Genomic DNA, 24,611 nt, shown 5'->3' with positions numbered 1-24,611 from the left:
ACGATTACTCATCAGGAGGTTGCCGCCGTGGACGACGCCAGCGGACGCGTGTTCAGTCGAGAGGTCGCGGCGTCTCGGCCGGCCTTCCCTCCCGCCCAGCGCCGGGTCGCGGCGTGATGGCCAGCCTCGCGCAACCCGCCGCCGCGGTCGCCCGTCCCGGCGTCTCGATCCCCGCGATCCGCTTCCTCGGGCGCGACCTCACCGCCTCGATCGTCGTCTTCCTCGTCGCCATGCCCTTGTGCATGGGGATCGCCATCGCCTCGGGCGTTCCGGCCGAGAAGGGCCTGATCACCGGCATCATCGGCGGAATCGTGGTCGGCGCGATCGCGGGTTCGCCGCTTCAGGTCAGCGGCCCCGCGGCGGGCCTCGCGGTGATCGTCTACGAGCTGGTGCGCGACCAGGGGATCGGCGCGCTCGGGCCGATCCTCATCCTCGCGGGGCTGGTCCAGTTCGTCGCCGGCGTGTTCCGGCTCGGCGGCTGGTTCAAGGCGATCTCGCCCGCGGTGGTGCACGGCATGCTCGCGGGGATCGGCGTGCTGATCGTCGTCGGCCAGTTCCACGTGCTGTTCGATCATCGCCCGCTGCCGAGTGGTCTGCAGAATCTGGCAGCGGCGCCGGGACGGCTGTTCGGCCTGTCGAGCAACCTGCAGGCGACCGAGTTCGCCTTCGCGATCGGCGTCGCGACGATCCTGGCGATGCTCGGCTGGGAGAAGTTCCGCCCGCAGTCGCTGCGGCTTCTGCCGGGTGCGCTAGTCGGCGTCGTGGTCGGCACGTTGCTGTCGCTGACGCTCGGGCTCGAGGTCGCGCGCGTCCAGGTCCCCGCCTCGATCGTGGGCGCGATCGCGCCGCCGAGCGCCTCGGCGCTGGCGAGCTGGCTCAACCCCTCGATCCTCGCCGCGGCCTTGGCGATCGCCTTCATCGCCTCGGCCGAGACGTTGCTCTCCGCCGCCGCGGTCGACAAGATGCACGACGGCGTCCGCACCGACTATAACAAGGAGCTGCGCGCGCAGGGGGTCGGCAACCTGCTGTGCGGGCTCGCCGGCGCGCTGCCGATGACCGGCGTGATCGTGCGCAGCTCGGCCAATGTCCAGGCACAGGCGGCGACTCGACTGTCGTCGATGCTGCACGGCGTGTGGATCCTCGGCTTCGTCGCCGCGCTGCCGTTCGTGCTCACCGCCATCCCGATGGCAGCGCTGGGCGCGGTGCTGGTGGTGACCGGGGTGCGGCTGGTGAGCGTCAAGCATGCCACCCACCTGTTCCGCGACTATGGCGCGCTGCCGGTTCTGATCTGGGCGGCGACGCTGGTGACCGTGGTGACGACCGATCTGCTCACCGGTGTGCTGGTCGGCATCGGCCTGACGATGCTGGAGCTGGTGCCGCATCTGCGTCGGCTCCGGCTCAAGGTGTTCGAGGCGAGCGACGGCGAGTCGCACGCGATCACGCTCGACGGTACCGCGACCTTCGTCACGCTGCCGAAACTCTCCGAGACGCTCGATCGCGTGCCCGCCGGCACCAACGTGCGCATCGACGCCTCGCGGCTCGATGCGGTCGATCACACCAGCGCCGAGATGCTGCGCGACTGGTTCCAGCGCCGCCGTGCTGCCGGAACGACGGTGGAGATCACCGGTGCGCGTGGCAGGATCGCCACACTCGGGGATCATCATCACTGAGCAGGTGCAGCAGCACCTTTTGACATCAAGCAGAAACAATCTGGCAATACAGCGAGAATAGGTCGGGAGGGTGGCTTAGCGGCTGCCCTCCCGACGCCTTTCGAGGCGCGGGGGAGAGCGAGCCCGGGTCACGAGCAGGAGGAGCCTCTGCCACAAGGGAGGTTCCATGAACTATCGTCTTCGTCTCACCGCGGCGCTGCTCGCCGCCGGCCTCGCTGTCCCCGCCGCCGCGCAGGAGACCGCGCCGCCCAAACCCGTCACCGTGTCCGGCTCGGTCGGCCTCGTCAGCGACTATCGCTTCCGCGGCGTGTCACAGTCCGACGAGAACCTCGCGGTGCAGGGGGGCTTCACCATCGCGCACGAGAGCGGCGTCTACATCGGCACCTGGGGGTCGAATCTCGCGGGCTGGGGCACGTTCGGCGGGGCCAACATGGAGCTCGACCTGATCGCGGGCTACAAGTTCCCGGTCGGCGGCGGCACGCTCGACGTCGGCGCGACCTGGTACATGTACCCCGGGGGCTTCGACAACACCGACTTCATCGAGCCCTATGCCAAGCTGTCGGGCACGCTCGGCCCGGCCTCGCTGACCGCCGGCGTCGCCTACGCGCCGAAGCAGGAGGCGCTCGGCTCCTGGTATCTTAACGGCACCTCGGCGGCGAATGGCGTGTACGATCGTCCGGGAGACAAGAACGACAACCTCTACGTCTGGGGCGATGTCGCCGCGGCGATCCCAAACACCGGGCTGACGGCCAAGGCGCATATCGGCGCCTCCAAGGGCAACAAGGGCCTCGGGCCGTTCGCCACCAGCGTCGCGCCGACCGGCGAGTATGTCGACTGGATGCTCGGCGCCGACTATGCGATCCCGACCACGCCGCTGACCCTGGGCGTCGCCTATATCGACACCAACATCTCCGACCGCGAGGCGGCCTATCTCCAGCCGAGCTTCAGCAAGGGGCAGGACGGCACCGGCACGATCGCGGGCAGCACCGTGGTGGTGTCACTGACCGCGGCGTTCTGAGGGCGGCCCCGGCGCTTCGATGAAGTCATCCTGACCTCGCTCAGGATCCACCGTCGCGCGCGCGCGCACTGTCAGGCGCCTGCGGCACCGTGGATCCTGAGACAAATCGAGGATGATCCGTCGAGGAGGAGGAAGATCGCACGCTCTTCCGACCGGGCCGCAGGCTCGCCGCGATCCGACCAGCGCCGCTCATGAGGCCCATCATGCTGCCGGGGGGTTTGTATCGCCTGCGGCCTTCCCACATAAGGGCCCCAGCAATCGCAGGAGCGCCCCTTGGCCACGCTAGGAATGTCACCGGCAGAGAAGGAAGCCGTCCAGCGCTTCCGGTCCGAGGTCGTCGAACCCTCGATGACCCACCTCGTCATCGTCGATTTCTGGGCCGAGTGGTGTGGGCCGTGTAAGGCGCTGGGGCCGGTGATCGAGAAGGTCGCCGCCGATTACGCCGACAAGGGCGTGTTGCTGGTCAAGGTCGACACCGACAAGGATCAGTTCATCGCCGCGCAGTTCCAGATCCGCTCGATCCCGACCGTCTACGCGATGTTCCAGGGGCAGCTCGTCGCCGATCTCACCAGCGCGCGCACCGAGTCGCAGCTGCGCACCACGCTCGACCAGCTGCTGCGCCAGTTGCCGATCGCGGGCGAGGCGCAGGAGCAGGAGGCCGAGCTCGAGCCGCTGATCGCGATGGGCGAGCAGGTGCTCGCCGAGGGCGACGCGGCACGCGCGCTGTCGATCTTCGACCAGCTCGCCGATATGGCACCCGACCATCCCGGCGTGCTGTCGGGCCGGATCCGCGCGCTGGTCGCCGCCGGCGAGGTGGACGAGGCCGAGGCGGCGATCGCCGCGCTGCCCGAGGAGGTCGCGGCCCTGCCCGACGTCGCGCGCGCGCGCTCGGCGCTGGCACTGGCGCGCTCCGCGCCGGCGGTGGATGATCTGGCCCCGCTCGAGGCCGCGGTGGCGGCGGATCCGGACGACCTCCAGGCGCGCTACGACCTCGCCAACGCGCGGATGGCCGCGGGCGATCGCGATGCCGCGGCCGGCGGCTTCCTGTCGATCGTCGCGCGCGAGCGCGACTGGAACGAGGGGGCGGCGCGTCAGCAGCTGCTCAAGCTGTTCGAGGTGGTCGGGCTCGAGGATCCATGGGTCTCCGCGCAGCGGCGCAAATTGTCGGCGACCTTGTTCGGATGAGCGAGACCACGCGGCTCTCGATCTTCCCGTTGCCGGGCGCGCTGCTGTTCCCGCAGCTGCACCTGCCGCTGCATATCTTCGAGCCGCGCTACCGCGCGATGGTGTCCGACGCGATGGCGCGCGACCGCCGCATCGCCATGATCCAGCCGCGCCCCGACAGTGAGGATCGCGGCAGGCCCGGGCTTTTCGAGATCGGCTGCGTCGGCCGCATCGCCGAGGTGGAGGCGCTCGATGACGGTCGTTACAACCTGATCCTGCAGGGCCTCTCGCTGTTCCGCCTGGTGCGCGAGATCGAGGTGACGACGCCGTTCCGTCAGATCGAGGCGGAGCTGCTGCCGTCGCCGCCGGACGAGACACTGTCGCTCGGCGAGCGTTCGTCGCTCGAGCTGGAGGCGCGGCGGTTCGCCGCGGTGCAGGGCTATGCGGTCGACTGGAAGGCGGTCGGCCGGCTCGACGACACCAGCCTGGTCAACGGGATCGCGCAGATCGTGCCCTTCGACGTGGCGGCCAAACAGGCGTTGCTCGAGGCCGACGGCATCGCCGATCGCGCGGAGCTTCTGGTGCAACTGATGCAGTTCTTCGGCCGCCACGACGGTGAGGACCGGGTGACGCTGCAGTGAGCGCCCCGCTGCCGCCGATCCTCGACGACTGGCTGCTGGCGCGGCTCGTGTGCCCGGCGACGCGCACGCCGCTGCGCTACGATGCCGCGCGCGGACTGCTCGTGTCGGACGCGGCGCGGCGCGGCTATCCGGTGCGCGACGGCGTGCCGGTGCTCCTTGTCGAGGCGGCGGTGCCGCTCGATGATGGGAAGTAGATCATCGCAACGAGTTGACCCGTTCTGGTGAAATGCTACCTGCTCCCTATCGGCCTGATCTTGATACTCCGGCGTCCTGCCGACGACTATCGGCACTGACCCAGATCGGTGACGAAGTATAGATCGGCCTCCCCATCGCTAGCTAATATGCCGTAAACGGCACGTGCTCAGCACGTTCGTCAGCTTCTGTTTCATCGATGCCGCCGGATAGCGCGTCTGTCGATGGTTCAGGGGAGAAGATCGGACGTGATGACGACCCGCAGCGAAGCGCCCATGATCGGTCGCACGCCAGGCCATCGCGCGGGGTATCGGCGCGCTGCTCCCTTGCTCGGGAGCGGCGAGGCGACGCGTGCGCTGTGTCCGGCCCTCGCGGGGCCGACGCGAGATGGTGTCTGGACGAGGATCTGATCGAAATGACCACCGCGATCGTGGCGGAGCGCGACCTCTCGCTCGCGACCATCGACCGGCTCGCCGCCGCCCTGCGCGAGGCGCTCTCGCGCGGCGGCTCGATACGGCTCGACCTCACCCATGTCGCCACCCCCGATCTCGCGCTGCTCCAGGTCGTCGAAGCGGCGCGGCGACAGGCGTCGCGCGACGGCGTCGACATCACGCTGGCCGCGCCGGCCGGGGCCGTTCTGGCGAGGGCGCTCGAGCGCGCCGGCTTCACCTCCGGCTTCGACGCCACCGACCATGATTTCTGGTTCCACGGAGACCCGCCGCGATGAGTGCCTCGATCCTGACCGTCGACGATAGCGCCAGCCTGCGCATGGCGATCCGCATCGCGCTGACCGGGGCGGGCTATACCGTGACCGAGGCGTGCGACGGCGCGGATGGGCTGGCCAAGGCGGCGGCGACCCGCTTCGACCTGATCGTCACCGATCTCAACATGCCCAACATGGACGGGCTGAGCATGATCCGCGCACTGCGCGAGCAGCCCGCGCAGACGGGCGTGCCGATCATCTTCCTCAGTACCGAATCGGACGCGGAGGTGAAGGCGCAGGCCAAGGCCGCCGGCGCGACCGGCTGGCTGGTCAAGCCGTTCGAGCCCGAGCAGCTGATCCGAGTGGTGCAGAAGGTGCTCGGGCGATGAGCATCGAGGACCCCACCGCCGCCTTCCGAGTCGAGGCGCGCGAGCTGCTCGACCAGGTCGAGCAGGCGCTGCTCGACCTCAGTCACCGGCTGGACGATGCCGCGCTGATCGACTCGGTGTTCCGCGGGCTGCACACGCTCAAGGGCTCGGGCGCGATGTTCGGCTTCGACGCGCTCGCCGCCTTCACCCACCATATCGAGAGCGCCTTCGACCGGGTGCGCAAGGGGCGCGCCCGCGCCACGCTCGAGCTGGTCGCCACCGTGCTCGCCGCGCGCGACCACATGCGTGCGCTAGTAGAGGGCGACGCCGTGCCGAACGACGGAGCGGCCATCCTGGCGCGGCTCGCCGCCGCGGTAGACGCTCCCGCGACCGAGCCTGCCGCGCCGCCGCGATCCCCGGGGCGGGAGGCGGCTACCGCCGGCTGGCGATTGTCGTTCCGGCTGCCGCGGGCGGCGCTGGCGCACGGCACCAACGCGCTCGCGCTGCTCGACGAGCTGCGCGCGCTCGGCGATTGCACCGTGACGGCGCGGCGCGACACGATACCGCCGCTCGACCAGCTCGCCGAGCGCGACTGCCTGGTCGCCTGGGACGCGGAGCTGCGCGGCGACGTGCCGCGCGCCGCGATCGATGATGTGTTCCTCTTCGTGCTCGACGGTATGGAGCTGAGCGTGACGCCGCTCGCGCCAGCCGACGCGGCCATCACCGCGGCCGAGGCGGCGCCGGTGCCCGAATCGGCGCGCGAGCCCGACCGATCCGCGTTCGACCAGCCCGCGCCTGACACGTTCGGCGAGCGCCGCGCCCGTGTCGCACAGGGCGAGCTGGTCCGCGTGCCCGCGGCGCGGCTCGATACATTGATGGACCGGGTCGGCGAGCTGGTGATCGCGCAGAGCCGGCTGAGCCAGCTCGCCGGGGACCGCCACGACCTGCCGTTACGCTCGGTCGCGGAGGAGGTCGAGCGGCTCGCCGCCGAGCTGCGCGACACGATGATGGTGCTGCGGATGGTGCCGGTGGCGAGCCTGTTCGGTCGCTTCCGCCGGCTGGTGCACGATCTCGCGCGCGAGACCGGCAAGGCGATCGCGCTCGAGACGACGGGCGAGTCGACCGAGATCGACAAGAGCGTGGGTGAGCGGCTGTTCGACCCGCTCGTCCATATTCTCCGCAACGCCTGTGATCACGGGCTGGAGCCGCCGGACGAGCGGATCGCGGTCGGCAAAGGCGACACCGGCACGATCCGGCTCGCGGCGCATCAGGCGGGCGGCGCGGCGGTGATCACGATCAGCGACGACGGTCGCGGCGTCAGTCGCGCGCGCGTGCGCACCAAGGCCGAGGCGAGTGGGCTGGTCCAGCCCGGCGAGGTGCTCAGCGACGCGGCATCGCTCGCGCTGATCTTTCATCCCGGCTTCTCCACCGCCGCCGCGGTGACGAACCTCTCCGGGCGCGGCGTCGGCATGGACGTGGTCAAGCGCGAGATCGAGCGGCTGCGCGGCACGATCGAGCTGGTGAGCACCGAGGGCGCCGGCACCACGATCACGCTGCGCATCCCGCTGACGCTGGCGATCATCGACGGGCTGCTCGTCCGCGTCGGCACGGTGCGCTATGTCATTCCCCTCGCGACGGTGGAGGAGTGCCTCGAGCTCTCCGCGGAGGAGGACCGCCGGTCGCTCGGCCGCAGTCTGATCACGCTGCGCGATCGGCTCGTGCCGTTCCTGCGATTACGCGAGCTGTTCGCCAGCGACGCTCCGCCCGGTGCCTTTCAGAAGATCGTGGTGGTCGCGACCGGGCGCGAGCGCGTCGGGCTGGTGGTCGATCAGATCGTCGGCAGTCATCAGACGGTCGTGAAGGCGCTCTCGCCGTTCCACCGCGGGATCGGCTCCTTCTCGGGCGCGACCATCCTGGGCGACGGTGGCGTCGCGCTGATCCTGGATGTCGCGCAACTGGTCGCGCGCGGACAGCAGATCGAGGCGGCGATGGAGCAGGCGGCATGAGCGCGCACTCCACCGGCGGCGAAGCGGTCAAAGGCGTCGCAGCGATCGCCTGGGACGCGCACGGCGAACTCGAGGTGCTCACCTTCGATCTCGGCGGCGAGCGCTTCGCGATCGAGGCGACGCTGGTGCGAGAGATCGTCGAGCTGCTGCCCGAGACCAAAGTGCCCGGCGCTCCCGCGCTGGTCGACACGGTGGTGAACCACCGTGGCCGCATCGTGCCGGTGGCTGACCTCCGCGCGGCCTTCGCCATGGTCGCCGCGCCGCCCACCGCGGAGAGCCGCCTCGTCGTGGTCGAACTCACGCTCGACGACGAGACGCTGCTGCTCGGCTTGCGCGCCGATCGCGTCCACGAGGTGGTGACATTCGCCGAGGCGAACAGCGAGGACGCGCCGAGCGTCGGCGTGCGCTGGCCGCGCGCTTATGTACGGCGGCTGGTGCGCTCGGGCGACGACGTGATCGTGCTGCCCGACCTCGCTGCCATCCTCGCCCCGGCGTTCGACGGCGCGGGCGCGGGCATCGGAGAATGAGCTGGGCGGCGCCGCGGCGTCTTCATCTGGCGACCACCGGTTCCTTCGGACCGGCATATTCAGTCATTTCGTACCGACCCTCTTACCGAGGACCCCAGTGATGCGTGCCACGATCAAGCTGAAACTCATCGTCACCTTTGCCCTGCTGACCCTGCTGCTGCTCGCCGTCGTCGGCGTCGCGATCACGCGGATGGGGACGCTCGACACCGCCATCGCCGAAGTGCTCGACGGGCCGACCAAGCGCGCGCTGCGCTCGCTCGCGCTCAACGATGCGCTGGGCGACGTGATGCGCATGGAGAAGAACATGGCGATGACGACCGACGACGCGCTGACGCGTACGTTCGACGAGCGGCTCGGCCAGGATCGCGCACGAGTCGAGCGGCTGATGGCCGAGGGGATGGCCAATGCCTCGGAGGAGAACAAGCTGCGTTGGGGTCAGCTGCAGGACCAATGGGCCGCGTACAAGGCGGTCAACGACCGCATCCGCGCACTCGCCCTCGCCAATCAGAACGCGGAGGCGGCGCGACTGTCGCTCGGCACGGCGCTCAGGCTCGGCGACGAGATCACCCAGACGAGCGACCAAATGGTTGCCGCGAACCGCGCCTCGATGCAGCGCGCCGAACAGGACACCGACGCGCTCTACGCCCAGTCGCGCTGGATGCTGATGGCGACCGCTGCGGTGGCGCTGCTGGTGGCGATAGCGGGGGCGGTGTGGATCGCGCTGCTGGTATCGCGCGGGCTGCGCGCCGCCTCGACCGCGATCGAGTCGGTGGCGCTGGGCGACCTCGACCAGGACGTGCGAGTCTCCGGCAACGACGAGATCCGCGATCTGGTCGAGGCGGTCAACCGCATGACCGCCAATCTGCGCGGCACCGCGGCGCTGGCCGACTCGATCGCGCGTGGCGACCTGACGATGGAGCACGTGCCGCTGTCGGAGCGCGACCGGCTCGGCCATGCGATGGTGGCGATGGTGGCGCGGCTGCGCGACGTGGTCGGAAACGTGAACGGCGCGGCGGCGCAGGTCGCGGGCGGCAGTCAGGAGCTCTCCTCGGCCTCGGAGCAGGTGTCGCAGGGGGCGACCGAGCAGGCCGCGGCGGCGGAGGAAGCGTCCGCGTCGATGGAGCAGATGGCGGCCAACATCAAACAGAACGCTGACAACGCTACGCAGACCGAGAAGATCGCGCGCCAGTCGTCGCAGGATGCCGAAGCCAGCGGCGCGGCGGTGCAAAGAGCGGTCGGGGCGATGCGCACGATCGCGGAGAAGATCGGCATCGTGCAGGAGATCGCGCGCCAGACCGACCTGCTCGCGCTCAACGCCGCGGTGGAGGCGGCGCGCGCCGGCGAGCACGGTCGCGGCTTCGCGGTGGTGGCGGCCGAGGTGCGCAAGCTCGCCGAGCGCAGCCAGGCCGCCGCGGCGGAGATCGGCGCGATGTCGAGCGACACGGTCGCGGCGGCGGGCGCGGCGGGCGAGATGCTCACCCGGCTGGTGCCCGACATCCGCCGCACCGCTGAACTGGTGGCGGAGATCAGCGCGGCGTGCCGCGAGCAGGATCTCGGCGCCGGGCAGATCAACCTCGCGATCCAGCAGCTCGATCAGGTGACCCAGCAGAATGCCGGCGCGGCCGAGCAGATCTCCACCACCGCCGACGAACTCGCTGGCCAGGCCGAGGAGCTCCAGCAGAGCATGGGCTTCTTTCGCACCGACCAACAGCGGCCGAGCGCGGGCACACCGCGCCGCACGGCGCGCACAGCGGCCGCGCCGCCGTCGCGGGCAGCCACGCCGTCGCGTCGCGCCGGTGAGCCGGCACGGTCGCGCGGCTTCGCGCTCGATCTCAGCAGCGGCGGTCCCGATCGTGAGGACGCCGACTTCGGTCGCGCGGCATGAGCGCGGCGGGCGAGCTCCAGGTCGTTGTCTTCGCGCTGGGAGACGAGCAGTTCGCGCTGCCGGTCGGCGCGGTGCGCGAGATCCTCGACCATCACGCGCCTTTCCGCGTGCCCCATGCCCCGGCGTGGCTGCTCGGCCTCACCGATGTGCGTGGCGCCTCGGTGCCGGTCATTGATCTGCGGCTGCGGCTCGGGCTGACACCGGTCACCGTCACGCCGACGACGCGCGTGCTGGTCGTGGAGGTGACGCTCGCCGAGCGCGCCGCGATCGTGACGCTGGGGCTCACGGTCGATCGCGTGCTCGACGTGCGCAGCTATGCCGCCGCGACGATCGAGCCGCCGCCCGAGCTGGGCGTGCGCTGGCGCGCCGAGCATCTGCGCGGCGTGCTGCGCCGCGACGGCGGTTTCGCCATCCTGCTCGATCTCGCCAGCATCTTCTCGGGCCACGCGGACGCCGAGCTGCTGATCGATACCGCGGAGGACAGCTGATCTCCGGCGCGAGGAACGGTGATGACTTCGCTCGCACGCGGACGGGTGGGCGAGGCGGCCCTCTATCATGGAAGCATTCCGGCCCATCGCCGGTCGCCCCGCCGCGGAGCCGATCGAATGAAGCGACTGATCGAAGACCTTCCCATCGCGCGCAAGCTGTTTACCGGTATCGGCGCCATCCTGCTGCTGACGCTGGTCGGTGACGCCGCTGTGTTCGTTCAGACAATGAGAGCTCGCACGATCGGCGAGGAGAACCGTCGCTATTCCGTCTTGATCGGCGACGTCTCGGAGATGATGCAGGCCGTGACCGATCAGGAGACCGGCTATCGCGGCTATCTGCTCGCAGCCGATCCGGGCTTTCTTGATGCCTATCAGCGCGGCGGCACCGACCTGGATCGCGCCTCGCTCGCCGCTCTGTCCGACGCCGGTGGCGTGGCGGCCTTGCGGGCGCAGGTGGAGAGCGTGCGCGGCGCGGCAGCTCGGTGGCGCGAGACGGTCGCGGAGCCCGGGATCCGGCTGATGGCGGACCCCCGCACGCGCGAGCGTGCCCGCGCGATCGAGCGCGGCGGCGCCGGCAAGCGCCTGTTTGACGAACTGCGCACGCGCTACGGCGCCGTCGCCAACGCCCTTCGCGCCCTGCGCGCCGAGCGGCGTCGCCAGCAAGACACTCTCTTCGTCGTCGTTCCGCTCGAGATACTCGCCAGCGCGCTCGCCAGTGCGCTGATGGCGCTGCTGGTCGTCGTGGTGCTGTCGCGCACCTTGGCGCGTCCGGTCACGGCGGTGCAGGAGGAGCTGGCGACGATCGCCGACCCGATCGACACCGGGCGCCGCGACGAGATCGGGCAGATGCAGGGCAGTGTGCGGGCGGTGCGGGAAGCGATCGGCGCCGTCTCGGCGACGCTGCGCGCGGTATCGGTCGGCGAGACGAAGGTCGGCGTGGCGCGGCGCTACGGCGGCCTCAGCGACCAGCTCGCCGACGACATCGACCTGATCCGCCGCAACATGCAGGTGATCGCGCGGATCGCCGATCAGGTCGCCGGCGGCGAACTCACCGCCCAGCCGACGCCACAGTCGGATTCCGACATGCTCGGCCAGGCGCTGGTGACCATGCTGGCCGGGCTGCGCGCCACCGCGACACTGGCCGAGGCCGTGGCGACGGGCGATCTCACCGTCGATCATCGCCCGCGCTCGGAGCGGGATCAGCTCGGCCGCGCGCTGGCGACGATGATCGAGCGGCTGCGCACGATCGTCGGCCATGCCGCCAACGCGGCCGAGCGCGTGGCCGGCGACAGCCAGCAGCTGTCCGGCGCCGCCGAGCAGGTCTCGCAGGGGGCGACCGAGCAGGCCGCGGCGGCGGAGGAAGCGTCCGCCGCGATGGAGCAGATGGCGAGCAACACGCGCCAGAACGCACATAATGCCGCGCAGACCGAGAAGATCGCCCGCCAATCGGCCATCGATGCGGAGGCGAGCGGCGCGGCGGTGCAGATGGCGACCCGGGCGATGCGCGCGGTCGCGGAGAAGGTCGGCATCGTGCAGGAGATCGCGCGTCAGACCGACCTGCTCGCGCTCAACGCCGCGGTGGAGGCGGCGCGCGCGGGCGAGCACGGCCGCGGCTTCGCGGTGGTGGCGGCCGAAGTGCGCAAGCTCGCCGAGCGCAGCCAAGACGCGGCGGCGGAGATCGGTGCGATGTCGGGCGAGACGAGCGAGGCCGCGACCGCTGCCGGTGAGAGGCTCGGCCGCCTCGTGCCCGACATTCGCCGAACCGCCGAGCTGGTGGCGGAGATCAGCGCGGCGTGCCGCGAGCAGGATCTCGGTGCCGGACAGATCAACCTCGCCATCCAGCAGCTCGATCAGGTGACGCAACAGAGCGCCAACGCCGCCGAGCAGATCGCGGCGACCGCCGACGCGCTCTCTGCCGAGGCCGACGCGCTGCGTCGCGACCTCGGCTATTTCCGAGTCGACGCCGCCGGATCGGCGCCGGTCACGCGCGTCGACACGGCCGTGCGGCCAGCCCCAGGTAGCGAGCCGGCGGTGCTCGCGCGGACTGGGGCAGCGCCCACGGCGCGATCGAAGCGCTCGCTGAAGGCAGGCGCGCTCGTCGACCGGCTCCGTCAGGCGCGCGGTTCGGCACTCGACCTCGCCGGCGATAACAGCGCGCCGGAAGCCGGATAAGTCGTGCGGCGTCGTCATATAAAGGGGCGGGGACCGGCTCGTCCGCGCCTCGCTCTTCAACACCTCGGACCGAGGCGACGATCGCGCCGCCATGACGGTCGAGCCTCTGCTCGTGGAATTGGGTATGCGTGCGACGATAAAGTCGAAGCTGGCGCTGACGTTCGGGATCATCATCGCGCTGCTCGGGAGCGTCGTCGCCGTCGGCGTGTCACGGCTGACGATGTTGAACACGGCGATCAGTGAGGTGATCACCGGGCCGGCGCGACAACTCGAGCGCGCGCTCACTCTCGACGGCGAACTCGGGCGCCTGCTGAATGCTCAGGAGGGCGTCATCCAGTCGAACGACAAGGATGTCGAGCAGCGCGACAATCAGGAGGCGTTAGCCGCGGCCGGCAAGATCGATGCTCTGCTCGACGACGGCACCGCGCATGCCTCACCGGAGGGGGCGCCGCTCTGGCGCGCGGCGCGGGCGGAGTGGGAGCGCTACAAGCCCCTCGACGAGCAGATCCGTGCGCTCGGCATGAGCGGCCGCGACGGGCAGGCGGGGGCGTTGAGCGCGGCGGAAGGTCAGCGCGCCACCAAGCAACTGACGCATGTGTTGGCGGACTTGGTCCGGCTTCAACGCGACCGAATGCAGGCGGTCGATCAGGAAACCGACTTGGTCTTCGATCGAGCACGCTGGCTGCTGCTCATCGCCGCCGGTGCGGCGCTGCTGAGCGCGCTCATCGGCGCGGTGTGGATCTCGCGCCAGATCAGCGACGGACTCGGCTTGATCCGGGAGGGAGTCGCGGCGATCGCGCGGGGTGACCTGACCGCGCGCATCACCACCCGCCACGACGATGAGATCCGCGCGGTCGCCGATCACGTCAACGACATGGCGCGGCTGCTCGGCCAGACGATCGCGGCGACGGGGCGGGCCGCGGAGCAGGTCGCGGCGAACAGCCAACAGCTCTCCGCCGCGTCGGGGCAGATGTCGCAGGGCGCGACCGAGCAGGCAGCAGCGACAGAGGAGGCGTCCGCCTCGATGGAGCAGATAGCGGCGAACATCCGCCAGACCGCCGACAACGCCGCGCAGATGGAATCGATCGCGCGCCAATCCGCGCGCGACGCGGAGGAGAGCGGCGCGGCGGTCCGCGACGCGGTCGGCGCGATGCGCACCATCGCGGCGAAGATCGACATCGTGCAGGAGATCGCGCGCCAGACCGATCTGCTCGCGCTCAACGCCGCGGTCGAGGCGGCGCGCGCCGGCGAGCACGGCCGCGGCTTCGCCGTGGTCGCCGCCGAGGTGCGCAAGCTGGCCGAGCGCAGCGAGGCCGCGGCCTCGGTGATCGGGGCGATGTCGGGCGAGACCGCTGCCGCCGCGACGAAGGCGGGCGACATGCTCGCGCGGCTCGTACCCGATATCCGCCGTACCTATGATCTGGTCGCGGAAATAAGCGCCGCGTGCCGCGAGCAGGATCTCGGCGCAGCGCAGATCAACCTGGCGATGCAGCAGCTCGATCAGGTGACGCAGCAGAATGCGACGGCCTCCGACCAGATCTCCGCCACCGCCGAACTGCTCGCCGGGGAGGCCGAACGCCTCACCCGCGAGATCGCCTTCTTCACGACTGCCGGGTCGGGGGCGGCTCGGCCAGAGGTGGGACGCCGCGAGCGCGCGGCCGGACCGAAGCCTTCCATGGTGAGCCGAGCGCTGCGGGCCGCCGTGCCGCCCCGCGGCGTCGCCATCGCGCTGGCCGACGGACCGGGCAGCGGTGTCGAGCGCGTGTTCCCCGCATGACCGCGCCGAACCGGTCGTCGAAATGCCTCGCCGCGCCGCGGCCGGAGGGTCGTGTCGGCAAGATCGCACCGCTTCCCACACCGGATGACCGGCTGTCCCGCCGCGACTTCGCTCGACTGAGCGCGTATATTCTCGTGCAGTCGGGTATCCGGCTGCCCGATGGCAAGACGACGATGCTCGAGGGACGGCTGCGCCGCCGTGTCCGCGCCACTGGCCACGCAACCCTGACGGACTATTGCGCCACCTTGTTCGAGCGCGGCGGCCTGGTGGCCGAGCGCGAGCATCTGCTCAACGCCGTGACCACCAACAAGACCGACTTCTTCCGCGAGCCGCGCCACTTCGACTATCTTCAGGCCGAGGTGCTGCCGCGGCTGCGCGACGCCGGCGTGCCGCGGCTCCGCGTCTGGAGCGCTGGCTGCTCGACCGGGGCGGAGCCTTATACGCTGGCGATGCTGCTCGACTCCTTCGCGATCGATCACGGCGGGCCCGATTACGGCATCCTCGCGACCGACCTCGACACCGAGGTGCTGGCCGTGGCGCGCCGCGGCGTGTTCCCGACCGCGCAGCTGGATCCGGTGCCGTCGCTGTTGCGCCAGCGCTATCTCCATCACGCACTCGACGGCCGCGAGGAGCTGCGCATCGCGCCGGAGCTGCGCGCGGCGATCGGCTTCGCGCCGCTCAACCTGATCGACCAACATTATCCGGTGGGCGCGCCGATGCACCTGATCTTCTGCCGCAACGTGCTGATCTATTTCGAGCGCGACACGCAGGTCGCGGTAGTGCGCCGACTCGCCGACTGCCTCGCGCCGGGCGGGCTGCTGTTCCTCGGCCACAGCGAGTCCATCGCCGGGTTCGATCTCCCCCTGGTGCCCGTCGCGGGCACCGTGTTCGCGCGGGCGTGAGCGGGATGCGCAAGACCCGCGTCCTCGTGGTCGACGACAGCGCCAGCGTGCGGCAGGCGATGACGGCGATCCTCACCGCCGATCCCGAGCTGGAGGTGACGACCGCAAGTGACCCGTTCGTGGCGGCGCGGCACATCCAGCAGGCGGTGCCCGACGTGATCATGCTCGACGTCGAGATGCCGCGGATGGATGGCTTGACCTTCCTGCGCAAGCTGATGGCGCAGCGACCGATCCCGGTGGTGATGTGCTCCTCGCTGGTGGAGGACGGGTCGGAGACGCTGCTCCGGGCGCTGGAAGCGGGGGCGGTCGATGTCATTCTGAAGCCGCGCGTCGGTGTGGTCGAGCATCTCGCCGACGCGCACGTGCAGATCCGCGAGACGGTGAAGGGCGCGGCCCGAGCGCGGCTGCGCGCCCGGCCGGGGCCGCGAGACGCGCACGACGCGCCGCAGCGCAAGCTCTCGGCCGATGCGGTGCTGCCACCCCCGAGCGGCAACGCGATGAGCCGCACCACCGAGATGGTCGTCTGCGTCGGCGCCTCGACCGGTGGTACGGAGGCGCTACGCGAGGTGCTGGAGGCGCTACCCGCCAACGCGCCGGGGATGGTGGTGGTGCAGCATATGCCCGAGCGTTTCACGCGCGCGTTCGCGCAGCGCCTCGATTCGCTGTGCGCAGTCGACGTGCACGAGGCCGCCGACGGCGACACGGTGATGCGCGGCCGCGTGCTGATCGCGCCGGGCGGGCTGCGCCACACATTGCTCGAGCGGCACGGCGCGCGCTACGTCGTCGCCGTGCGCGAGGGCCCGCTGGTCGCACGTCACCGTCCTTCGGTCGACGTGCTGTTTCGCTCGGCCGCGCGCAACGCCGGTGCCAATGCGGTCGGCGTGATCATGACCGGCATGGGGGATGACGGCGCGCGCGGGCTGCTCGAGATGAAGCAGGCCGGCGCGCGCACGATCGCGCAGGACGAGGCGACCTCGGTAGTGTTCGGCATGCCCAAGGAAGCGATCGCACGCGGCGCGGCCGATCGCGTGGTGCCGCTGGGGCGGATCGCGCGCGAGCTGCTCCAGGCCACGGCGCGCTGAGCGAGGAGAGGAAGGATGCTGGTGGCCCCGATCACGCCCGACCGCGATCTCACCCCGATCGAGCAGCTCGTCGACGGGCTCAACGCGCTCGCGGGCGGGCTGGAGGAACGCTTCCGCGGGGTCGGGGAGACGCTCGCCGCCGGGATCGACACGATCGACCGGATGGCGGGCGCGCTTGACGAGGTGCAGCGCGCGCTCGCACCCGATCGTGCCGGCGCGGCAGTGGCCGAGCTGCGCGCCGCCGCGGCGCGGCTCACCGCGCTGCCGGAGACACAGCGCCGGCGCGCCGAGCATGTCGCGGAGCTGACCCAGCGCACGCGCGCGCTGCGCGCCTTGCTCGCGGAGATGGGCGAGGTGATGCGGCTGCTCGGCTGCTACGGCATGAGCATCAAGATCGCCTCGGCGGGCGAGCCGGCCTTCTTCCAGTTCGTCGCGGTGATGCAGGCCAAGCTGGACGGCAGCGAGCAGCAGCTGCGCCGCTTCGCGCAGGAGCTCGAGCGCTTCGGGCGGATCGTCGCCGACGTGCAGGCGACCGACGCGCGGCTCGCCGGGGAGTGTGCCAAGGTGGGCGCGGAGGCGCCGGTCGAGCTCGCCAACAGCGCCGACGCGCTCGAGGCGCAGCTCGCCGCGGTTGCACGCATGGCGCACGAGGTGAGCGCGATCACCCGCACGGTGCAGGGCGAGGTGGCGCGCGTGCTCGGCGCGATCCAGATCGGCGACAGCGTGCGCCAGCGGGTCGAGCATTGCGTCGCGGTGCTGCGCGTGATTGATCCCTCGGCGGGGATCAACGGCGAACGTCCAGCGCCCCCACCGCGCGGCGCGGTGGCGCATGTCGCACGGCTGATTGCGGCGCAGATGCGCGCGATCGCGGACGACTTTCGCCACGAGAGCATCGCGCTGCTCGACTCGCTCGCGCGGCTCGGCCCGCTCGCGGCCGAGCTGCTCGCGCTGGTGGAGGCGCAGGCGGCGCGGGTCGCGGCGAGCACGAGCGAGGCCGGCGGTGACGGCGGCGCGCTGCTGCGGCTGGAGCAGGGCATCGCTGCGCTGGGGAACATCACCGCGCGCCTCTTCGACACCGACGAGCAGCTGGCGATGCTGGCCGCCTTCGTCGAAGAGACCGTGGTCGACCTCGGTCGCGGTCTGCAGGCGATCCGCGCGGTGACGCTTGACGTGCAGGACATCGCAACCAACACGCGACTGCTCTGCCGTCGCCACGGCGACACCGGACGCGCGGTCGCGGTGATCGCCACCGAGGTCGACCCGTGCGCGCGCAAGCTGGAGCGGCTGCGCGGCACCGTGGTGGAGCAGATCGCGGCGCTCGGCGGCATCGCGCTGGGCGGCGACGGCGCGGGTGTCGGCGGCGACGCACGCGCGACGCTGCGCGACGCGCTGGCGGTGGTGCGCGCCGCGTGCGAGCGCTCGGATGCGGCGGTAACGGGGAGCGGCGAGGAAGCGCGCCGGATCGTCGCGGCGCTGGAGCACAGCGTCGAGGAGTTGCACGAGCAGCAGATGTTCATCAGCGCGCTCGAGGCCGCGTCGGGCTCTCTCCACGATTGTACCGAAGGGCACGAGACGCTGAGCGATGCCGATACGGCCAGCCTGCGTGACCTGATGCCCTGGATCGCCGGACTCTACACAATGGCGCGCGAACGCGAGATCCACGCGTCCTTCCTGCTGCCCGGCATGACGATGCGGGCGAGCGAAGTGGTGGCACCCGAGGAGGACGAGGACGGCTTGTTCTGAGTCGCAGCGGAACCCGCGGCGTCGGCGCGGCTTGGGGGTGTGATCCCCTGAGACGACGAGGACCTATTATGACCCAGCAAGCTACTCTCTATCGCATGGTGCTGCCCGACCATGTCTGCCCCTTCGGCGTGCGCGCCAAGGCGATGCTGGAGCAGGCGGGCTTCAACGTGGACGATCAGATCCTGGCGACGCGCGACGCGGTCGACCGGTTCGAGCGCGAGCAGCGCGTCGAGACCACCCCGCAGGTCTTCATCGACGGCGAGCGCGTCGGCGGCAGCGACGAACTGGAGCGCTGGCTGCAGCGCCGCTGAGCGCGACGCCGGCTGGGTCCGGCGGGGGCGCATTGCCCCCCGCCGTCGCCCTCAGTGGCCGACAGCCTCCCGGACCTTGTCGGCGGCCTTGGCGAGCAGGCCCTTCTCGGCCTCCTCGGCCTCTTCCTTGGTGCGGAACGCGGCGCCCTCGGGCTCGGCGGGCGGTGCATAGACCGAGAAGAGCTTGAGCTCGCCGCTGCCCTTGTTGACGATGTTGTGCTGCGCGCCCTTGGGCACGACGACGAGGTGGTTGGGACCCGCCTTGGTCGAGTGACCGTCGATCACCACCTGCGCGTCACCGGCGACGATGAAGGTGGTCTGGTCGGCAGGATGGGTCTCCATCCCGATCTCCTCGCCCGCCGGGATGCTCATCAGCACGATCTGTACCTTGGCGTCTCGGTACACTTCCTTCTGCCAGAGCTCGTTCTTCGACGCGAGCTCGACCATGTCCTTGTTGAAGATCGTCACGGGATCATCCTTCCTTGAAGTCTCGTGAAGCCTGACGTTCGAGCCCGGCAGAGCGTTCCCACGGCTCAGCCGCGCCGGCGTGCCCGTGTCGGCAGCACCAGGTGCTCGATGAAGTTGCGGATCTCGGTCGCGCGGGTCGTCGGGTCGGTGACTTGCGAGTCGAGCCCGAGCCGCCAGGCGAGGTCGCGTCGCCCGGGTGCCGCGTGCAGCGCCTCGACCAGCTCAGCCTGCCCGGCGACGTCCGCCTCCTCGCGGGCCAGTCCGTGCTCGACGAGGTCGTCGGCCTGGCGGCGCAGTGCCGCGGCGACCTCGCCCAGGTCGATCTCCGGGTGGTATTGCACGCCCCAGAACACGCCGTCGCCGTGGTGGATCTCCGCGGCTTGGACCGCGGTCACGGCATTGCCGGCGAGCAGCGTGGCGCCCTCGGGTAGCTCGGCGACCTCGTCGGTGTGGATCGCGGGGGCGTCATAGGCGGGCGGTCGGCCATGCAGCAGCGGATGGTGGCGCCCCGCCGTCGTCGGCGCGATGCGGCGCGCGAACCCGGCCTCGCGGCGCTCACCCATCGCGCGGACGCGACCGCCGGCCGCGACGACCGCGACCTGCAACCCCGCGCACGAGCCGAACGAGGGCACGCCTGCGCCGAACACGTCGCGCATGAAGGCGGTGATTCGGCGGCACTCGGGACTGTCGTCGTAGAGGTGGAGCGGCGATCCGGTGAGGAAGACCGCGTCATATTCGGCGATCTCGGCGGTGCCGGGCGGCGTCGCGCCGTCGTCGGCGGGCGTGATCCGGATGATCGTCGCGCCCGGCGCGATCGTCTCGAGCAGCGCGGCATAGGTCTCGCCCGAGCTGCGCCCGACGCTGTCCCGCCGATGCGCACGTGCCTCCGGCGGCTCGCTCTCGGCGACGAGGAAAGACAAAGCGGCGAAGGATTGATCGGACACGGTGCGCTGGAACGAGCCGGCGGGCGATCGGCTCCGCCCGTCGATAACTTAGCGCAAGCGCCCGGTCAGCGCGGCGACGATCTCGCTCTCCGAGGCGACATGATCCTCGATGACGCAGCGGAAGCCCAGCCCGGGCATCCCGTGGTCACTCGGCACCCTCGCCTGGGCGACGGTAAGTCCGTCGAGTGCGCGGGTGAGCCGCTCGGCGCCTACGACGACATGCGGGTGCGGTTCGAGATGGCGGTAGCCGCCGGTGGTCGCGACGACACGCCCCTCGGGATCGACGATCGAGATGGTCGCGCGCGCGGCGCGGTTCATCACGCCGATCAGCTCGGCCACCTGCCCCTCGAAGTCGAACTCGAGATAGCATATCCCCACGATCACGCCCTCGCACTCCACGGGTGCGACGTAGATCAGCACCTTGCGATCGTTCGACCAGGGATTGACCCAGACCTCGTCGGTGACCCAGCCCGCGGTCGCGCCGCCCGACAACACCCGGCGAAACTGCGCGAAGTCGGCGAAATGGACGTCGCGGACCGCCATATTCTCGTGCGCGCAGACCCGCACCTTGCCCTCGGCGTCGACCAGGAAGGCATTCAGGAAATACGGCGAATAGCCGAGCAGTGCGCGCAGCCGCTCAAGCGCCCGCGCCTCGGCGCGGGGATCTTTGTCGAGCAGCAGGCTCTCGCGGATAGCATGGTCCGAGGCGAGGAAGCGCACGTCGACCGAGCGGTCGTGCAGCATCCGCGCCAGCGCGTCGGCGATCGACTGCGCCAGTTCGCCGAGCCGGCCGCCCTCGAGCTCGCTGACCAGCTCCGCCGCGATCTCGCTGCCCTGACGCAGCCGGCCGAGCAGTTCCTCACGGAAGGCGTGCGACGAGCTGCTCGCCTGCGCCGCGAGCGACTTCACCTCCTGCGCGACGACGCCGAAGCCGCGGCCCGCCTCGCCCGCGCGCGCCGCCTCGATCGCGGCGTTGAGCGCGAGCAGCTTGGTCTGCGCCGCGATCGCCTCGGAGCGGTCGGCGTGCGCGCGCACCTCGGTGCTGAGCGATCCTAACAGCGAACGGATGCGACGCGGCATGGTTATTCCCAGGTGGAGCGAGCGGTATAGGCGAAGAGCGTGAACTCGGGGTAACTCACCTGTGTCAAGCGCCAGGGCCGCTGGCAACGCCGCCTTGGGCGCTTCGTCAGATCGTCTCAGGCGCAGCGCCCAAGTGCTACTTGCGCAGCATTGATCATACTTAATTAGTATAATGTGAGAGAACGTTCACATTATAGCTGTTCTCGCAGCGCTTTGCTGCTTGACAGTGCGAGGACTTCCACAGATTAAATCAATTTGATTGACGTATCGCCGAAGAGCGCGTCCGCCAAGGAGGGGATTTATGAAGGGGCTCAATGGGTTGAACGCGAGCCGCGCGAAGCTGCTCGCCGCCGTGTCGCTGGTCGGGCTGCTCGGTCTACCGCTGGACGCACTGGCGCAGACCGGCGCCGGCACCGCTACCGGGGACGCGGCGACGACCGATCCCGACCGCGTCGCGGCGCCTGACCAGGCCGGCGAGGAGCCCGCCGACATCGTCGTCACCGGCATCCGCGCCTCGCAGGCGCGCGCGATCGAGGTGAAGCGCAACGCTGACAGCGTGGTCGAGGCGATCAGCGCGCAGGACATCGGCAAGCTGCCCGATGTCACCATCTCCGACTCGCTCCAGCGCATCCCGGGCGTGCAGATCCGCCGCGACGCGGGTGAGGGCGCCGCGGTCAACATCCGCGGCCTGCCGCAGGTGACCACCCTGCTCAACGGCGAGCAGTTTCTCGGCGCCAACTCGGTGACCACGGTACAGCCGAACTTCACCGACATCCCGTCGCAGCTCTTCTCGGGCGCGACCGTGTTCAAGTCGCCGACCGCCTCGCTCCAGCAGGCCGGCCTCACCGGCACGATCGACCTGCTGACGCGGCGTCCGTTCGACCTCAAGCAGGGCCTGACCTTCTCAGCCGCAGGCGAGGGTCAGTATGGCGACAAGACCGAGAAGTGGAACCCGTCGTTCAACGGGCTGGTCGCCTATCACGGTGACCGCGTCGGGCTGCTGGTGTCGGCGTCGTACAGCGACCTGACGCTCGCGAACAGCTTCCGCGGCGTGCAGGATTATGGCGTATCACTGCGCAACGAGTCGGGCAGTGCCACCAATCAGGGCGACTTCGCGGTCGGCAACAACGGCGTCAGCCGTGGCACGCCGGTGCGCGACGCGAGCGGCAACATCACCGGCTATGACGTCAACGGTGACGGCGACGCCAACGACGCCTTCATCACGCCGCAGTCGCACACCGCGTGGAACCGCATCACCGATCGCCAGCGCTTCGGCGCCAACGCGTCCTTCCAGTTCGAGATCAACGACGCGCTGCGGCTGACCGCCGACGGCTTCTACACGCGCCAGACGCAGTACGATCGCACCGCCGGCTTCCAATTCCAGAACATCGACTGGTTGTCGTCGCCCTTCTCGCCGACCAAGTCGCGCGACACCGGCGCGACCTCGGGCGGCTACAACGTCAACACGGTCCAGCAATATACCTACTCGCTGCCGAGCTTCGACAGCTACTCGGAGACCTTCCGCACCAAGAGCGAGTCGCAGAATTACAACGTGCAGCTCGATTGGAAGCCGAGCGATACGTTCAAGGCGACCGTGCGCGGCATCTACGGCAAGGCCAACCGGGACCGCGACCAGTCGTACACGCAGTTCAGCCTGACCAACGGCCGCCAGTGGGGCTATCAGGCCGACGGATCGAAGCGCACCGAGGGCGTCGCCAACGGCGGCCTCGGCAATTATCCCGCCTCGGTCGGCGGCGACCGCACCTTCAACCCGACCGGCTATCAGGTCTACAGCGACACCGCGACGGTCGATTATTCCAGCGGGGCGCCGGTATTCGGCTTCTCGCCCGGCTTCCTCGCCCAGGCGGGTGACGCTTCGCGCTACGGCCTGAAGACGGTCTCGTCAGAAGGCAACGTCTACCAGAAGGGTGACATCTGGGCGCTGCGCGCCGATGCCGAGTGGCAGGCGAACGACCAGCTGAAGGTCGCGTTCGGCGGACGCTATGGCGAGCGCAGCGTCAACCAGTTCACCTTCGATCGGGTCTCGCCGATCTATGCCGGCAACACCGACAATCCGGCGAACCCGGCGGCGGGCTGCCTGGTCAAGTGGAAGGCGTTCGACGTCAACCTCGATGACAAATCGTGCCCGGTCTATGACGCGCAGGGTCGCGGCTACACCGCGGGGCTGACGCGACAGGCGACCGATCCGATCTTCGCCGGGCAGATCAAGCAATACCAGCTGCCGGCGGCGGGCGCGCCGACGCTCTGGGCGCTCGATCCCAAGGCGATGGACGATAGCGAGTCCTGGCAGAACAAATTCTATCCGGGCAGCCAGAACCTCATCAACCCGGCGCTGTCGTTCGACGTGCGCACGCGCCAGATTTCCGGCTATGCGCAGGTGTCGGGCGAGGGCGAGCTGCTCGACATGCCGTTCCGCGCCAACGGCGGCCTGCAAGTGGTGAGCACGCGTCTCAACGTTCGGCAGAACATCGTCGGCGCGCCGCAGCCGTACGGGGTGTCGGGGGTCGACGCCGGCGACGTGCGCACCGAGCGCCAGTTCACCGATTTCCTGCCGTCGATCAACGTCGCCTTCGACGTCACGGACAAGCTGCGCGCCCGCGCGGCCTTCTCGAAGACGATGACGCTCCTCGACTTCCAGCAATGGGGTGGTGGCCTCAACGTCAATTACGCGATCAACACCGCCACCAACCTGTTCGAGGCGCGAACCGCCGACTCGCTCGGCAATCCGAACCTCAACCCGTGGCGCGCCACCAACGTCGAGGGCAGCCTCGAATATTACACGGGCCGGTCGAGCCTGATCGCGGCGGGCGCTTTCTACATTGCGGTCGACAGCTTCATCGATCGCACCACCGAGCTGCGCAGCGACATTCCCGACAATGACGGCGTGATCCGCCGCCAGGTCGTCACCAACACCTTCCGCCAGGGTGAGGGTGGGACGCTCAAGGGTGTCGAGCTCTCGGCGCGCCAGTCGCTCGCCGACTACGGCGTCAACGGGCTGTTCGGCGGCTTCGGCGTCGACGCCAACTACACGCTGTCGCTGGGCGACGCAGGTCTGGTCGACCTGGCCGGCAACAACCAGCCGTTCCAGGACAATTCGAAGCATCAGATCAACGCCGCGCTGTGGTTCGAGAAGTACGGGTTGCAGGCGCGCGTTGCCTACAACTACCGCTCGAAGCGACTGGTGTCGTCCAACTATGGCGGCATCGACGGCCTCGCCCAGTATCAGCAGCCGACCAATTATCTCGACGCCTCGATCTCCTATGACGTGACGCCGTTCCTTACCCTCTACGGCCAGGCCTCCAACCTGACCGCGGAGACCGAGCGCTACTATCTCACCTGGCCCGATCAGGTGCTGTACGAGAACATCTACGAGCGGCGCTTCATCGCCGGCGCGCGCGTCCGCTTCTGATCGCCCTGGTCACCGCTCCCGCCCTCGGGCAGGAGCGGTG

At 70.0% G+C, this 24,611-nt stretch carries 20 protein-coding genes and 1 pseudogene; 18 read left to right on the top strand and 3 right to left on the bottom strand.

All coding sequences use genetic code 11. The features are described 5' to 3' along the window. Window positions 1-116: 116 nt before the first annotated feature. The 17 genes from FHY02_RS12335 to FHY02_RS12255 all read left to right on the top strand — a co-directional run bounded on the left by FHY02_RS12335 (window position 117) and on the right by FHY02_RS12255 (window position 18,649). Entirely contained in the window at window positions 117-1,670 is a 1,554-nt protein-coding gene (locus FHY02_RS12335; protein ID WP_183922432.1) for a SulP family inorganic anion transporter, read from the top strand. A gap of 166 nt (window positions 1,671-1,836) precedes the next feature. Further along, entirely contained in the window at window positions 1,837-2,688 is an 852-nt protein-coding gene (locus FHY02_RS12330) for a TorF family putative porin (RefSeq protein WP_183922430.1), read from the top strand. 288 nt (window positions 2,689-2,976) lie between these two features. Continuing rightward, complete coding sequence (locus FHY02_RS12325; protein ID WP_183922957.1) at window positions 2,977-3,873, top strand: tetratricopeptide repeat protein; 897 nt, start codon at window positions 2,977-2,979, stop codon at window positions 3,871-3,873. Then, the gene (locus tag FHY02_RS12320; RefSeq protein ID WP_183922428.1) at window positions 3,870-4,493 is read left to right on the top strand and encodes an LON peptidase substrate-binding domain-containing protein; all 624 of its coding nucleotides are present in this window, start codon (window positions 3,870-3,872) and stop codon (window positions 4,491-4,493) included. Before FHY02_RS12325 ends, FHY02_RS12320 begins: the two co-directional genes overlap by 4 nt. After that, the gene (locus FHY02_RS12315; RefSeq protein WP_183922421.1) at window positions 4,490-4,687 is read left to right on the top strand and encodes a Trm112 family protein; all 198 of its coding nucleotides are present in this window, start codon (window positions 4,490-4,492) and stop codon (window positions 4,685-4,687) included. Before FHY02_RS12320 ends, FHY02_RS12315 begins: the two co-directional genes overlap by 4 nt. 413 nt (window positions 4,688-5,100) lie before the next feature. After that, the gene (locus tag FHY02_RS12310) at window positions 5,101-5,412 is read left to right on the top strand and encodes an STAS domain-containing protein (protein ID WP_183922419.1); all 312 of its coding nucleotides are present in this window, start codon (window positions 5,101-5,103) and stop codon (window positions 5,410-5,412) included. Next, entirely contained in the window at window positions 5,409-5,777 is a 369-nt protein-coding gene (locus tag FHY02_RS12305) for a response regulator (protein WP_183922417.1), read from the top strand. The genes FHY02_RS12310 and FHY02_RS12305 overlap by 4 nt, the downstream gene beginning before the upstream one ends. Next, window positions 5,774-7,762: a chemotaxis protein CheA gene (locus FHY02_RS12300; RefSeq protein WP_183922415.1), complete on the top strand. Its 1,989-nt coding sequence runs from the start codon at window positions 5,774-5,776 to the stop codon at window positions 7,760-7,762. Before FHY02_RS12305 ends, FHY02_RS12300 begins: the two co-directional genes overlap by 4 nt. Next, the gene (locus tag FHY02_RS12295) at window positions 7,759-8,289 is read left to right on the top strand and encodes a chemotaxis protein CheW (protein ID WP_183922413.1); all 531 of its coding nucleotides are present in this window, start codon (window positions 7,759-7,761) and stop codon (window positions 8,287-8,289) included. Before FHY02_RS12300 ends, FHY02_RS12295 begins: the two co-directional genes overlap by 4 nt. Before the next feature lie 100 nt (window positions 8,290-8,389). After that, window positions 8,390-10,174, top strand: a complete 1,785-nt coding sequence (locus FHY02_RS12290; RefSeq protein WP_183922411.1) for a methyl-accepting chemotaxis protein — start codon at window positions 8,390-8,392, stop codon at window positions 10,172-10,174. Continuing rightward, window positions 10,171-10,662, top strand: a complete 492-nt coding sequence (locus FHY02_RS12285; protein ID WP_183922409.1) for a chemotaxis protein CheW — start codon at window positions 10,171-10,173, stop codon at window positions 10,660-10,662. The genes FHY02_RS12290 and FHY02_RS12285 overlap by 4 nt, the downstream gene beginning before the upstream one ends. 117 nt (window positions 10,663-10,779) lie before the next feature. Next, a complete protein-coding gene (locus FHY02_RS12280) occupies window positions 10,780-12,834 on the top strand; it encodes a methyl-accepting chemotaxis protein (RefSeq protein WP_183922407.1) in 2,055 nt (684 codons plus the stop codon). Window positions 12,835-12,925: 91 nt separating this feature from the next. Beyond that, window positions 12,926-14,611 (top strand): methyl-accepting chemotaxis protein, encoded by a 1,686-nt coding sequence (locus FHY02_RS12275; protein WP_183922405.1) that lies wholly within the window; start codon window positions 12,926-12,928, stop codon window positions 14,609-14,611. A gap of 92 nt (window positions 14,612-14,703) precedes the next feature. Beyond that, window positions 14,704-15,513 carry a protein-glutamate O-methyltransferase CheR gene (locus tag FHY02_RS12270; protein ID WP_260172888.1) on the top strand — a complete coding sequence of 270 codons (810 nt, stop codon included), beginning with the start codon at window positions 14,704-14,706 and terminating at the stop codon, window positions 15,511-15,513. A 5-nt stretch (window positions 15,514-15,518) separates the two neighbouring features. Next, window positions 15,519-16,595: a chemotaxis response regulator protein-glutamate methylesterase gene (locus tag FHY02_RS12265; protein ID WP_183922955.1), complete on the top strand. Its 1,077-nt coding sequence runs from the start codon at window positions 15,519-15,521 to the stop codon at window positions 16,593-16,595. A gap of 15 nt (window positions 16,596-16,610) precedes the next feature. Next, the gene (locus FHY02_RS12260; RefSeq protein ID WP_183922401.1) at window positions 16,611-18,338 is read left to right on the top strand and encodes a hypothetical protein; all 1,728 of its coding nucleotides are present in this window, start codon (window positions 16,611-16,613) and stop codon (window positions 18,336-18,338) included. A gap of 68 nt (window positions 18,339-18,406) precedes the next feature. Continuing rightward, a complete protein-coding gene (locus tag FHY02_RS12255; RefSeq protein WP_260158878.1) occupies window positions 18,407-18,649 on the top strand; it encodes a glutaredoxin in 243 nt (80 codons plus the stop codon). Window positions 18,650-18,700: 51 nt separating this feature from the next. Here FHY02_RS12255 and FHY02_RS12250 read toward each other — a convergent pair whose 3' ends face one another. The 3 genes and pseudogenes from FHY02_RS12250 to FHY02_RS12240 all read right to left on the bottom strand — a co-directional run. After that, a complete protein-coding gene (locus FHY02_RS12250) occupies window positions 18,701-19,117 on the bottom strand; it encodes a cupin domain-containing protein (protein ID WP_183922399.1) in 417 nt (138 codons plus the stop codon). Window positions 19,118-19,182: 65 nt separating this feature from the next. Then, window positions 19,183-20,061, bottom strand: coding sequence for a type 1 glutamine amidotransferase (locus FHY02_RS12245; protein WP_183922397.1), 879 nt, complete (start codon window positions 20,059-20,061; stop codon window positions 19,183-19,185). A gap of 48 nt (window positions 20,062-20,109) precedes the next feature. Further along, window positions 20,110-21,066: pseudogene (locus FHY02_RS12240) on the bottom strand (methyl-accepting chemotaxis protein); the annotation flags it as partial. Window positions 21,067-21,442: 376 nt separating this feature from the next. Here FHY02_RS12240 and FHY02_RS12235 point away from each other — a divergent pair. Then, on the top strand, window positions 21,443-24,571 hold the full coding sequence (locus tag FHY02_RS12235; RefSeq protein WP_183922393.1) for a TonB-dependent receptor: 3,129 nt from the start codon (window positions 21,443-21,445) through the stop codon (window positions 24,569-24,571). The last annotated feature ends 40 nt before the right edge of the window (window positions 24,572-24,611 follow it).

It is taken from the genome of Sphingomonas sp. BK069 (genome assembly GCF_014193405.1).
GTDB lineage: Bacteria > Pseudomonadota > Alphaproteobacteria > Sphingomonadales > Sphingomonadaceae > Sphingomonas.
This window is presented reverse-complemented; position numbering and strand designations above follow the sequence as displayed.